Source organism: Rhodococcus sp. KBW08 (assembly GCF_003852455.1).
In the GTDB taxonomy this organism is placed as follows: Bacteria; Actinomycetota; Actinomycetes; order Mycobacteriales; family Mycobacteriaceae; genus Rhodococcus_F; species Rhodococcus_F baikonurensis.
On the sequence record NZ_QAJJ01000002.1, the window covers coordinates 627224 to 639974 of the forward strand.

The 12751-nt window shown below is 62.2% G+C and carries 10 protein-coding genes and 1 riboswitch; of the genes, 4 read left to right on the plus strand and 6 right to left on the minus strand.

Going from position 1 to position 12751, the window contains the following annotated elements; all coding sequences use genetic code 11:
- Window positions 1-13: 13 nt before the first annotated feature.
- Window positions 14-361, minus strand: a complete 348-nt coding sequence (locus DBV08_RS03315) for a hypothetical protein (protein WP_124566498.1) — start codon at window positions 359-361, stop codon at window positions 14-16.
- 236 nt (window positions 362-597) lie between these two features.
- Window positions 598-3885, minus strand: coding sequence for an error-prone DNA polymerase (locus DBV08_RS03320; protein ID WP_124566499.1), 3288 nt, complete (start codon window positions 3883-3885; stop codon window positions 598-600).
- Between the two features lie 268 nt (window positions 3886-4153).
- Between DBV08_RS03320 and phoA the strand changes: the two genes are divergently transcribed.
- Window positions 4154-5686, plus strand: a complete 1533-nt coding sequence (gene phoA / locus DBV08_RS03325) for an alkaline phosphatase (RefSeq protein ID WP_124566500.1) — start codon at window positions 4154-4156, stop codon at window positions 5684-5686.
- A 31-nt stretch (window positions 5687-5717) separates the two neighbouring features.
- On the opposite strand, the gene DBV08_RS03330 is transcribed toward phoA, so the two are convergent.
- From DBV08_RS03330 to DBV08_RS03345, 4 genes are read right to left on the minus strand one after another with little or no spacing between them, the layout of a single operon-like run.
- Window positions 5718-6488, minus strand: a complete 771-nt coding sequence (locus tag DBV08_RS03330; RefSeq protein ID WP_124566501.1) for a (2Fe-2S)-binding protein — start codon at window positions 6486-6488, stop codon at window positions 5718-5720.
- The gene (locus DBV08_RS03335; RefSeq protein ID WP_378373981.1) at window positions 6485-7300 is read right to left on the minus strand and encodes an ABC transporter ATP-binding protein; all 816 of its coding nucleotides are present in this window, start codon (window positions 7298-7300) and stop codon (window positions 6485-6487) included. Before DBV08_RS03335 ends, DBV08_RS03330 begins: the two co-directional genes overlap by 4 nt.
- Window positions 7301-7314: 14 nt before the next feature.
- Entirely contained in the window at window positions 7315-8355 is a 1041-nt protein-coding gene (locus DBV08_RS03340; RefSeq protein ID WP_124566503.1) for an iron ABC transporter permease, read from the minus strand.
- Window positions 8352-9347, minus strand: coding sequence for an ABC transporter substrate-binding protein (locus DBV08_RS03345; RefSeq protein ID WP_185564422.1), 996 nt, complete (start codon window positions 9345-9347; stop codon window positions 8352-8354). The genes DBV08_RS03340 and DBV08_RS03345 overlap by 4 nt, the downstream gene beginning before the upstream one ends.
- Before the next feature lie 115 nt (window positions 9348-9462).
- A riboswitch (cobalamin riboswitch) is annotated at window positions 9463-9609 on the minus strand.
- A gap of 71 nt (window positions 9610-9680) precedes the next feature.
- Between DBV08_RS03345 and DBV08_RS03350 the strand changes: the two genes are divergently transcribed.
- From DBV08_RS03350 to DBV08_RS32715, 3 genes are all read left to right on the plus strand, one after another.
- Window positions 9681-11801, plus strand: coding sequence for an MMPL family transporter (locus tag DBV08_RS03350; RefSeq protein WP_124566504.1), 2121 nt, complete (start codon window positions 9681-9683; stop codon window positions 11799-11801).
- 67 nt (window positions 11802-11868) lie between these two features.
- Window positions 11869-12336: a hypothetical protein gene (locus DBV08_RS03355; protein WP_235171826.1), complete on the plus strand. Its 468-nt coding sequence runs from the start codon at window positions 11869-11871 to the stop codon at window positions 12334-12336.
- A gap of 280 nt (window positions 12337-12616) precedes the next feature.
- A complete protein-coding gene (locus DBV08_RS32715) occupies window positions 12617-12739 on the plus strand; it encodes a hypothetical protein (RefSeq protein WP_019747629.1) in 123 nt (40 codons plus the stop codon).
- The last annotated feature ends 12 nt before the right edge of the window (window positions 12740-12751 follow it).

Here is a 12751-nt window from a genome sequence, read left to right on the forward strand (position 1 = left end):
TCAGCGTTCCCCTTCAGCTCTCGGCCGGGACGTAGAAGAGCAATTCGGGACCGGTCTCACCGGTGGTCGCGATGGCCTCGGACATGTCGAGAGTTCCGTCGCCCAAAGCACTTCCCAATGCCTGGGCGGTGCCTGCGAGATCTTCCGTGTCGAGTTGATAGATGCTCAGGTAGCGACGCGCGGGCAATGCCGCCTCGGGCAGCAACTGCACATCCGCGAGAGAGAATCGAGAGGCGGAGACAACCCCGGCCACTCGCTCGACGACCTGCGGAATATGTACGTCGTCGTACCAGCGGTTGAATGCTTCCTCCGAAGACGGATCCGCGGGGTGTACGTGTGCGACGAGAATCGCTGTGCTCATGAAGTTCCTCTTCGACTCGAAGTGCTTTGGATTCAGCATGTTTGGAAGGCGACGATATTCACCAGCGAGGCCACAGGCCGTAGCCGTGCCAGGTGATTCGATCGCCGCTCAAGCGACAACCCTAGGGAGCGATTGTGACCCGCGCCATATGCTCGGAGGTCAGAGTTGAGCTCCGCCTTTGTCCTCTCGGCACAAAACTGTGCCCTCGACACAAAACGGTGGGGCAGAATCGGACATCAGCGAAAGTCTCGCGACTTGGCTGTGACTCGCAGATCCATCAGCTGCATCCGGTCTGCCACGACGGTGACAGCGCCTTCTGCATTTTGCACTTTCCCTCGGATAAGCAACGCCGGCGCCGTATTTGCCAGTTTTCGGTACTTTGCCCACAACCCCACCGAACACACGACGTTGACCATGCCGGTTTCGTCTTCGAGGTTGATGAACGTGACGCCCGCAGCTGTTGCCGGACGCTGCCGGTGTGTGACTGCTCCCCCCACCAGCACACGGTCACCGTCCGGGATGTCGAGAAGTCTCGACGCCGGCACCACGCCAAGCGCGTCGAGCTGTGGGCGGAGAAACTGTGTCGGGTAGGTGTCGGGAGATACTCCGGTCGCCCAGACATCCGCTGCCGCCAATTCGACGTCGCTCATTCCGGGCAGGGTGGGAGCTGTGACCGATGCACCGATACCCGGCAAGCGGTCGGGGCGCTCCCCTGCCGCAGCGCCCGCTGCCCACAGCGCTTCTCTACGCGAGATGCCGAAGCTGGCGAGCGCACCGGCGGTCGCCAACGATTCAGCCTGTGCGGTAGTCAGTTCCACCCGGCCGGTCAGATCGAGAAACGACGTGAACGGTCCACCGAGGTCGCGCTGTTCGACGATCTTCTCGGCCAGTGCATCGCCGATGTTGCGCACCTCCCCCAATCCCAGCCGAACCTCGAATCCACCTGCCTCGACGGTGGCGTGCGCAAGGCTGACATTGATGTCTGCACCGTGTACCTGCACTCCGTGCCGGCGCGCGTCGGCAACCAACGACTGCGGCGAGTAGAAACCCATGGGCTGCGCGCGCAGAAGTCCGGCGCAGAACGCAGCGGGATGATGGAGTTTGAACCACGAGGAGTAGAAGACCAGCGCGGCAAAACTCTGTGAATGGCTTTCCGGGAAACCGAAATTGGCAAACGCATAAAGCTTTTCGTAGATCCGGTCGGCAACCTCGTCGCCGATGCCGTGTAGGTCTCGCATGCCCTGATAGAACCTCGCGCGCAGTTGTTCCATCTTCTCGGTGGAGCGTTTCGATCCCATTGCCCGACGCAATTGATCGGCCTCGGACGGCGTGAAGCCCGCAACGTCGACGGCCATCTGCATCAACTGTTCCTGGAACAGCGGAACCCCCAACGTGCGTTCGAGTGCCTTCTCGAGCGACGGATGGTCGTAGGACACAGGTTCGAGTTTGTTGCGCCGACGAATGTACGGATGCACTGATCCGCCTTGAATCGGCCCCGGACGGATGAGCGCGACCTCGACCACCAGGTCGTAGAAGTTTCGAGGCTTCAGACGCGGCAGTGTCGCCATCTGCGCACGTGATTCCACTTGGAACACCCCCACCGAATCTGCCCGCTGCAGCATCTCGTACACCGCCGTTTCCGACAGATCGAGTTGCGCCAGATCGACTGTGATGCCTTTGTGTTCGGCCACCAGATCCATCATGTAATGCAATGCAGAGAGCATGCCGAGGCCGAGCAGGTCGAACTTGACCAGCCCAGCGGCAGCACAGTCGTCCTTGTCCCACTGCAGGACACTACGATTGGCCATTCGCGCCCACTCCACCGGACAGACGTCGGCGATAGGACGATCGCAGATGACCATGCCGCCCGAGTGGATACCGAGGTGCCGCGGATAGCCTTCGATCTGCGCCGCCAGTTCGAGTACCGGACGCGGAATATCTGTATCCGCATTCTTGTCGATACCACCCCACCGGCCGACCTGCTTACTCCACGCATCTTGCTGGCCCTGCGAAAAGCCCAGTGCCCGAGCCATGTCCCGCACCGACGACTTTCCTCGATAAGTGATGACATTGGCGACCTGCGCGGCATACGTACGCCCGTACTTCGCGTACACGTGCTGGATCGCCTCTTCCCTACGGTCGGACTCGATGTCCACGTCGATGTCGGGCGGGCCGTCACGTTCGGGCGCAAGAAACCTCTCGAACAACAATTTGTTGCGAACCGGATCGACATTGGTGATGCCGATCGCGTAACACACCGCCGAGTTCGCAGCGGAACCTCTTCCCTGACAGAGGATGTCGTTGTTCTTGCAGAACGACACGATGTCATGCACCACCAGGAAGTATCCGGGAAAGTTCAATCCCTCGATGATGGCAAGTTCATGTTCGAGCTGTTTGTATGCCTTCGGTGCACCTTCCGGCGGTCCGTAGCGTTCCAGCGCCCCCACCATGGTGAGCTCACGCAACCACGACGCCTCGGTATGCCCGGCGGGCACGTCGAACGGTGGCAATTTGGGCGCGATGAGCTTGAGATCGAAAGCGCACTCACGACCAAGATCGGCGGCACCACTGACAGCCTCGGGATAGAGCGAGAACAGTGTCGCCATCTCCGCGCCGGACCGCAGGTGCGCTCCGCCGGTAGGGGCCAACCATCCTGCTGCCTCGTCCAAGCTTTGACGCGACCGCACAGCCGCCATTGCCATGGCGAGGCGTCGACGCGGAGGAGCGGCGAAGTGCGCGGCGGTGGTCGCCACCGTACGTAGTCCATGCTCTCTCGCCAATTCGGCCAGAACGGCATTGCGCTCGTCGTCCTCCGCCAACCCATGATGGGTGAGTTCCACCGACACTCGCTCCGCCCCGAATCGCTCGACCAGATCCAGCAAGGCATCCGCCGCTGCTTCGCGACCACCCGACGTCAAGGCTTGCCGCACATGACCTTTCCGGCACCCGGTCAGGATCTGCCAGTGGCCACCGGCCGCTTCGGTCAGCACGTCGTAGTCGTACTGCAGTTTGCCCTTCTCGCCGCCCGCCAGATGCGCGGCAGCGATCTCCCGCGAAAGCCGGCGATACCCTTCCTGCCCACGGGCAAGCACCAGGAGGTGTGTTCCACCGGGATCTGCCGTGCCGGTTCTGGGTACCGAGTCCAGAGAAAGCTCAGCTCCGAAGACTGTGCGCATTCCCCATTCACGTGCGGCTTCCGCAAACCTCACCACGCCGTAGAAGCCGTCGTGATCGGTGACGGCGATAGCTTCGAGCCCGAGACGCACTGCTTCCTCGACCAGCTCTTCCGGCGGCGATGCGCCGTCGAGGAAACTGAAGGCCGAGTGAGCGTGCAGTTCTGCGTAAGGAACTACACCGGCACCACGGGTGAGCTCGCCCGCGTGGTACTCGCCGCGCTTTCTTGACCAGGCGGGGCTGTCACTTCCATCGCCCGGAAACAAATCCTCATGTTCCACACGGCCGGGTCGTCCGGAAAGCACCCGTTCCATCTCGGACCACGTCGGCGGCCCATTTCCCCAACCCACACTGACCTCGCACCTGATCGAGTCGGCCGTCAGGGACGACCGACTGCTCGAGGATGCCGAAAGGGAAGACGCACCACATGCATCGAACTTATGTTCGATTCGGATTCAGTCTGCCAGGTCACTCACCCACAGTCAACAGAGCGAATCTCAACCCTCACCGTCTCGTCACATTCAGATGTACGCATGTCTGCACTCCGTTCACTTTGGCCCCAGATCATTAGCGGCGTTCATAATCTCCATCCATACTGTTTCCAGGAGTACTACTCGTATGTCGTTCTCGCGCAACACACGTAGGTTGACGGCCGTCGCCGGCGCCGTCGCCGTTCTGGCCGCTGCCGGCTGCAGCAGCAGCGCCGACGAGGCCACAGGCTCGAACGGCGCGACCGTCGATCGCGCCGCGACCGGCGAATTGTCCTCGAACGGTGGCGCTCGTCGCATCGACGGTGATCAGTCGGCCGCAGTGCGCGACGCCGTCAATGCCTCCGGCGCGAAGAACGTCATCCTCCTGATCGGGGACGGCATGGGCGACTCGGAGATCACAGCCGCACGCAACTACGCCGAAGGCGCTGCGGGCAGCTTCCCCGGCCTCGACGCCCTGCCGATCACCGGCCAGTACACGCACTACGCGTTGACCAAGGACGGCAAGCCCGACTACGTCACCGACTCCGCTGCCAGTGGATCGGCATGGTCCACCGGCACCAAGACCTACAACGGCGCGATTTCCGTCGACATCAAGGGTCAGGCCCAGTCGACCGTCCTCGAGATCGCCAAGGCGAACGGCAAGGCCACCGGCAACGTCTCCACTGCCGAGGTGCAGGACGCCACCCCCGCAGTGCAGGTCGCACACGTCAGTGGCCGCAAGTGCTACGGGCCGGAGGCAACGTCCAAGTCCTGCCCGGAGAACGCCATCGAGAACGGCGGCAAGGGGTCGATCAGCGAACAGCTCCTCGACACCCGAGCCGACGTCACCTTTGCCGGCGGCGCCAAGTCCTTCGCTGAGACCGCGAAAGCCGGTGACTGGCAGGGCAAGACACTCAACGAGCAAGCTGCCGCTCGTGGCTACCAGCTGGTGAAGAATGCCGCCGAGATGAACGAGGTCGGCAAGGCAGATCAGGATGCACCCGTGCTCGGCTTGTTCGCCGACGGCAACATGCCCGTCCGCTGGGAAGGCTCTGTCGCCACCCGTGACGGTTACCTGCAACCCGCCGAAACCTGCGTCGACAACCCCAAGCGAACCTCCGACGTACCCAAGCTCGCGGACATGACGCAGAAGGCGATCGACCTACTGAAGGTCAACGACAACGGATTCTTCCTCCAGGTCGAAGGTGCCTCGATCGACAAGCAGGATCATGCAGCCAACGCGTGCGGTCAGATCGGTGAAACCGTCGACCTCGACGAAGCTGTGCAGAAGGCACTCGAATTCGCGAAGACCGACGGAGAAACCCTGGTCATCGTTACCGCCGACCACGCTCACACCAGCCAGATCGTCACCAACGTCAGCGCGGACGACATCGCCACCATCGCCAAGGACCAGAACATTCCGGTCGAGCGCGCCCAGGAAATCGTCTACCCCGGACTGACCCGCAAGCTGACCACCAAGGACGGCTCGGAGATGACGATCAGCTACGGAACGTCCGAGGATCCGGCTGTCGAGTCCGAAGGACACACCGGAACTCAGTTGCGTGTAGCAGCTTTCGGCCCGCACGCCGCCAATGTCAGTGGCCTCACTGACCAGACCGATCTGTTCTTCACGATGACCGACGCGCTGGGTCTCGACCGTTCCAAGGTCGCAGCTCACTGATCCGACAACACCTGAATCCGCTCACCCACAGTCACACCAGAGCGGCCAAGGCGCGCACCCGATCTTCGGGTGCGCGCTTCGGGCAACTGGTGCACTTGCCTTCACCGGGCACCTCGTAGATCAGGCAGCACGACGCCCGCTGCGTGAATCTGCGTCGCCCTGATGCCACTGGTGTCAATGGATTGGAAACGCGCACAACACTTTCATTGCGGTCGACATCGACGAAACGCGGAACCGGAATGCCCGGGTTCTCGCCGCGGAGAACATCGATCAGACCGGCCGCAAATGCACTTCCACGCTCCCTCGCGCTACCGGCTGCGTCAAGGCTGCGATTGGCGATGGAATCCGTCGTGATCGCCCACAGCGCCTGCTGCCGAACGCCGGACACCTCGGCGAGTACTTCGATCACGGGGCTGAGTGAGCGGAACATCGCGTGACCCAACTCCGCCACACTCCGCGAGATCGGAATGATCGATCCGGCAGCAAACCCGCCCAGATAGCCGTTGTCACGCAAGAAGATCCGCCCACCGTCCAACGATGGATCGGCCGCGAACCCGGTGACCATCCCGGTTCCGATCGGAATGCCGGTCAGCGTCGAGCTGGCCGAGTACCACCACAACGTGCCGTTCACTCGGCTGTCCGAACTCCCCCACCGCTCGGCCGTATCGGCGACGCGAGCTGCCAACCACTGGGGGTCGGTCATCAACACCGCGGGCACCGTATCCGGATATGCGGTCAGGTCGTCGAAGAACGGCACAGCTACTGCCATACGGGCGTAGATCCCGGCTATCGATTCCGTCATGCCAGCCCCAATATCTCCATCCGCGGGCGTACGCCGCGTTCGACTCGCGCCTTGATGCCGAAAACCTCGGCCAACAGCGGCTCGTCCAACACCTCGACCGTAGACCCACACGCGCGGAGTTCACCTTCGGTGAGCACGGCAAGGTTGTCGCAGTACTCGACTGCCAACCGTAGATCGTGCATCGTGACCACAACTGCGAGCCCCGCCGACGCCAGTTCGGCGAGCAATTCCATCACGATCAACTGGTGACGAAGATCGAGATGATTGGTCGGCTCGTCCAACAACAGAACCTTGGGCTCCTGAGCCAATGCGCGCGCTATCGAGACACGTTGCCGCTCACCGCCCGACAGAGTCGACACGTCCCGTCCGGCAAGCTCGACCAAACCGACCTGCTCGATGCATCGATCCACGATGGTTGTGTCACGATCCGTGCTTCGGTCCAACCAGCTGCGGTGCGGAGTTCGTCCGAGTGCGATCGATTCACGGACCGAAAGTCCTGCCGAGACAGTAGGTTCCTGAACACTTGCCGAGATGGTTCGGGCGATGTCCTTACGCGAGAGCGTCGTCGAGTCGGCTTGATCGATCAGAACTGCGCCACCTGTCGGAGTCAAAGCGTTGTAGCAGCAGCGCAGTGCCGTCGTCTTGCCACTGCCGTTCGGTCCGACCAAGCCCAATATTTCACCGGACGTCACTGCGAAAGTGATGCCGCGCAAGACTTCGCGGTTGCCGAGCCTCGCCCGGGTCTCGACGAGTTCGAGCAGAGGCGCAGCTTCGGCGTCCTTCGGGAGTGTCCCTGTTCTGGCCGGTGTCACTGTTCGAGTCTGCGTCACTGTTCGAGCCTCCGATACTGCCGGTAGAGCATCCAGACGAAGATCGGCGCACCGACGAGGGCGGTGATCACCCCGACCGGAACCTCAGTGGATTGTGCCACCGATCGTGCAGCGGTATCCGCGGCTACCATCGCGACGGCGCCCAGCAGGGCTGCAGCAGGGAGCAGTCGAATTGCTCTGGTGCCAACGATGAAACCGGCCAGATGTGGGATCAGCAGACCGATGAATCCGATTCCACCGGCAACGCTGACTGCCGCGCCCGCCAGTACGGAGACCGCAAGCAAGGACAACACACGGAACCGTCGGACGTTCATACCGAGTGCAGCAGCCCCGTCGTCACCGGTCTGCAAGACGTCCATCCACCGCGAACTGAACAGAAGCGCTGTGCCGACGACGACCAGCGTGATCGTCGGGAAGATCAGCGTCGACCATCGCGCATCACCGAATCCGCCTGCAATCCAGTGCATCACCGACGTCACGTGCCGATCGTCGGCCAACACCAGGATGCAGAAGGTGATGAGCGCCGAGAATATCTGGGCGAGCGCGACACCCACCAAAATGATCGCGGTCGGCTGCGGATACCGGCCGCCGATCAGCAGTGCGAGAAACAACGGGATCATCGCCCCGACGAATGCTGCGACCGGAATCGTGAATACGCCGAGCATTCCGGTTCCGATCCCCAGAACCGTCACCAAGACCACCATGAATCCCGCACCCGACGAAACTCCGAGCAGATACGGGTCGGCAAGAGGATTCCGTGTGACAGCCTGAGCAACAGCACCCGACATCGCCAAGGACGCACCCACCACCGCAGCCGTGAGGGCACGCGGTAGGCGAGAATCGATCACGATCGACTCCCGCGCCGCGGTCCACCACGTCTCGAAAGTCCCTGGCGCCAAACGAGCTCCGACTATCGCCCACACGTCCCCGACGGGGATGCGAACCGATCCGAAGGAGACGGCCAGCCCCAGTACGACAGCCAGGGCGACCGACAAGCCGACAAGGAGGGCGCCGTACCCGTAGCGCGTGCGAGTCACTTCGCCGCGTCAGCGCCCGGATGGAATGCCGTCGCGATGGTCTGTGCCGAACGCACCAACCGTGAACTCTCGAACAGGTCCGCGAGAGGAACCACGACGAACCGGTTCTGCTGAACAGCAGGGGTGGTCGCCATCAACGGCTGAGCACGGAGGAAGTCGATCTTCTGCTCGGCTGTCTTGTCGCCGTAGTCGATGACCACGATCGCCTGGGGTGCACGCTCGGCAACAGCTTCCCACGATGCATCGATGTAGGGCTTCGTCCCTTCGGCGAAGATGTTCGAGACGCCGGAGTATTCCGCAACCAGTTGACCGACACCGACTCCGCCGATGGTTGTCGGAACCTGATCACCGCTGTCGTAGAAGAAGGTGGGTACCGGCGCTGCGTCGCCGACCGAAGCGCGGACGGAATCGAGACCATTGCTGATCTCCTCGGCTACCTCACGGGCCGAATCTTCGACGCCCAGGACTCGGCCGAGTTGCGTGTAGTCGTTTTCGAGCAGTCCGATATCGGGGAAACCGGTGCCACAGTATTCGGAGAAGAGGAAGGTGTTGATTCCACGCTCGCCGAAGGCGTCTCGGGAGCGCCCTTGCTTCTCGTTGAAGGCACTGGTCATTCCTCCGACCACGAAGTCCGGATCGACGTCGAGAACCTGCTCCATGCTGGGGAACGTATCGGAGAGGCTGGGAATCTTGTTGAATACATCGGCGGTCTCAGCAGTCGGCGGGTTGTCGCTGTACGCCCGACCGACGATCCGATCACCCGCACCGATTTCGATGAGCGCCTCGGTGACATGCCCGTTCAAGGACACGATGCGTTGCGGCGGCGAATCGAATGTCATCTCTCGATCGCAGTTGGTCACCGACACCGGTTGCGCGAAGGATTCCGCAGCCGACGCGGACTCCGATTCCTGACCTTTGGAACAACCTGCCGAAACCAAGGCGACCGCAATGAGAACAGCGGCGGTGCGGGACGGGGAGAACTGAAGTGACACGGGGACCTCGTAAGGGCTCTGAGCCACGAATGAGAATCCGACAGGCAACTCCGCCCGCACGCTGATCCTCGGCCAGAGCTCCTGCTGGACTTCCTTTTCGTAGACCACGACGAATGGATGTCGCACACCGCGCGGTGGGTAATCGGGCTTGCCGACGCTCGGTGACTACCGAGAATCGACCTACCGTTGCGGGTCAGCGCCGGATTCGGACCGGCTTCCCCCACACGCGTGGCTTGCAAGTGCTTCGAGCAGTATGCATGACGTTTCCGATTCAAGACCAAACGCCCACTACAGTCGATCTGGCCAGACACCCCCACACACCGGAGTTGATACATGACACGCTGGGCCCAAACCGTCGTCGCCCGGAAATGGTGGGTACTGAGCCTCGCGGTTCTGATTGTTCTCATCAGTGGGGTGTGGGGACTTGGAGTGTTCGGCAAGCTCAGCCAGGGCGGATTCATCGATCCGGGCAGCGACTCCGCGAAGGTCGCCGACATCATCGAAGACAATCTCGGCCCGCAGACCCCGGACATCATCGCGATCTACACGCCCACGGACGGTAAGTCTCTGGACGACATCGGCCCGGCAGTGACGGCCGCCGTCGACCAGTTCAAGACGGAAGTGCCGACGGCATCGGTGAAGTCGTATTGGGGAACGGACGCCGCGGCCAAGGCCAGTCTGCTCTCGAACGACGGATCCATGGCGGCCGTTGCGATCACGTTGGCACCGGACTCGGGCGTCACACCGGCTACTTTCGCCGATCTCTTGCCGAAGCTCGAAGTCGATGGTGCCGAGGCACAATTCGCGGGTAATACGGTTGTCGGCGTCGCGTTCAACACCAAGCTGGAGAAAGACCTGGTGGTCGCCGAAGCCATCGCCATTCCGATCACTCTGGTGCTGCTGGTCTTCATCTTCGGCGGCGTCGTCGCTGCTGCGGTTCCCGTGTTCGTGGGTGTTCTCAGTGTCCTGAGCGCGTTGGCGGTTCTGCGGATCCTCACGTTGATCACCGATGTGTCCTCGTTCTCGATCAACGTCGCTTCTCTTCTCGGGTTGGGACTGGCCATCGACTACGGACTGTTCGTTGTCGGCAGGTTCCGTGAAGAACTGAATTCGGGCTCGGACCCGGGAGCGGCCGCTCAGCGGACAGTTCTGACCGCGGGTCGCACCGTCATGTTCTCGGGTCTACTGCTGATCTGCGCGTTCAGCGGCATGCTTGTTTTCCCGCAGGCCGTCATCCGGTCGCTGGGTTTCGGTGCGATCGCTGCAGTACTGAGCGCGGCAGTCCTGTCGCTGACCGCTGTGCCTGCGCTGCTTGCCATTCTGGGGCATCGCATCAACGCCCTGACGTGGCGCAAGGATGCGGCGCAACGCGGCGAGGAACGCTCGCGCAGGTTCTGGGGCCGCGTCGTCACGTGGGTGATGAAGCGTCCGGTCGCGGTCTCGGTGACGATCGTGGCCGTGCTGCTCGTGATGGCCTCGCCCCTGCTCGGCGCCCGTTTGGGGGAACTCTCGTACACCGCACTGCCGGACAACGACCCCGCTCGCATCGCAATGGACACGTTGGTCAACGACTTCCCGCAGACCGGAAACGGCGCGACGATGATCCTTCAGGCCGAGGACGGGAACACTCTCACCCCGGCCGAAGGTGCAGCGATCGCCGAGTCCGCCGGTCAGGTCGAGGGCATCGGTCAGGCGACCGTCGTCGCGAGCACCAATCAACTGATCGCGGTTCAGGCTCTCTACAGCGAGGGCTCCACACCCCAATCACAGAGCGCCGCAGTGACAGATTTGCGCGAGATCTCCGCTCCCGACGGAACGGTGCTGCTTGTCGGCGGTGGACAAGCCATGGTCGACGACGGCAACAACGCCGTCCTGCACTGGTTGCCGGTGATGATCCTCATCATGGTCGGATCCACCTTGATCCTGTTGTTCCTCGCGTTCGGTTCGGTGGTGCTACCCATCAAGGCGGTGCTGATGGCCGCACTGAGCCTCGCGACCACCTTCGGTGTCCTCACCTTCGTCTTCCAGGACGGTCACGGCGTCGAACTCCTCGGGGTCAGTCAAACTCCGCTGGAAGCGACGTTCGTCGTGCTCATCCTGGCGGTGGTGTTCGGATTGTCCACGGACTACGAGGTTTTCCTGATGTCACGGATGGTCGAGGCCAAGAACGCGGGAGCGACGACGGAGGAAGCAGTCAAGTTCGGAACCGAACGCACCGGCCGCATCGTGACGGCCGCCGCCCTACTCCTGATCGTGGTGACGGGGGCCTTCGCGATGTCCGGGTTGTCGGTGATGAAGTTCCTGGGCGTCGGCATGATCGTCGCGCTGATAGTCGACGCGACCATCATCCGCATGTTGCTCGTGCCCTCACTCGTGAAGTTGATGGGCGAAGCGAATTGGTGGGCTCCCGCGTGGATGAAAAAGGTCCACGCGAAGGTCGGCATCGGCCACTGACCGTGACTGGGCCATGTCGCTGGAGAGTGCCTGGGATCCTGCGGAGAGTCGTGTTTGACTAGGGGTCGTGGATGACTTACCCGAGAGTGTTGTGGTCGGCTCAGCAGCGTTTTCGCGAGTCGACTCGGACGATTCGTTGGCGTGCTGGACATCGATCATCGATGTCCAGGGGGTCGGTGACTCCAGGCCGGTGAGTCTGGTTATCGAGCCGGCCACCGTGCCGGAGTCGGCGGTGCGTGAGCTCGCTGCGACCGTGATCGCCCGGTTCGGTGAATTTGCCGAAGTCGCCGCCGATTACCTGCGTCAACAGCTGCGTGAGCCACAGTTCGGCCTCCCCCACTCCGAACTTGTGGAGTTGGACGCCACGGAGTCACTGTTCGGCGAACCTGAGGCGGTGATCTGGGCTGACGGAACCTGGCTGCTGCGGTTCGCTGAGTCAAGGCTCGAGATGGCCGATCCTTTCGGGATCGGTGTTCTGTTCGCGGGAACGACCCCGTATGCGGTCGAGGACTTGTCGGGCGCTGAACCGGTCTAAGTTTGTCGGCCTGGCCACGCCATCGCCTCGACGATGGTGCGCCGGTCTACTGGCGGACGGCCCGTGGCCTTCACCCCCTCGGAATAACGGCCGCCGCATCTCATCCGAAATCACGTAACGCCATGCAAGGAGGGCGCACCCCACTGCGCCCGAAACTCTTCAGCAACAGGACATAGTGGATTTCCCTGATCGGGCAGTCGTCCTCGAGGATGACTGCCCGATCGCCTAAATCGCCCCGCAGGGCGATGTTCTCCGAAGCTGATTTCGTCAGACTTGGAGCATGACAATTTTCGAATGGATCCTTGCAATCCCCGCCCTTGCACTTGCCGTCGCGTTCTTGTTCTCCGGAATCATCACCGCGGGCATCGACTTCGACACCGAGGACGGTGTCATGACGCACTGATGGTCGTTTCCC

Bases quoted from the DNA above. Each gene is read 5' to 3' on its own strand.
- DBV08_RS03315 (WP_124566498.1), bottom strand. From the start codon at position 361: ATGAGCACAGCGATTCTCGTCGCACACGTACACCCCGCGGATCCGTCT.
- phoA (WP_124566500.1), top strand. From the start codon at position 4,154: ATGTCGTTCTCGCGCAACACACGTAGGTTGACGGCCGTCGCCGGCGCC.
- DBV08_RS03330 (WP_124566501.1), bottom strand. From the start codon at position 6,488: ATGACGGAATCGATAGCCGGGATCTACGCCCGTATGGCAGTAGCTGTG.
- DBV08_RS03350 (WP_124566504.1), top strand. From the start codon at position 9,681: ATGACACGCTGGGCCCAAACCGTCGTCGCCCGGAAATGGTGGGTACTG.
- DBV08_RS32715 (WP_019747629.1), top strand. From the start codon at position 12,617: ATGACAATTTTCGAATGGATCCTTGCAATCCCCGCCCTTGCACTTGCC.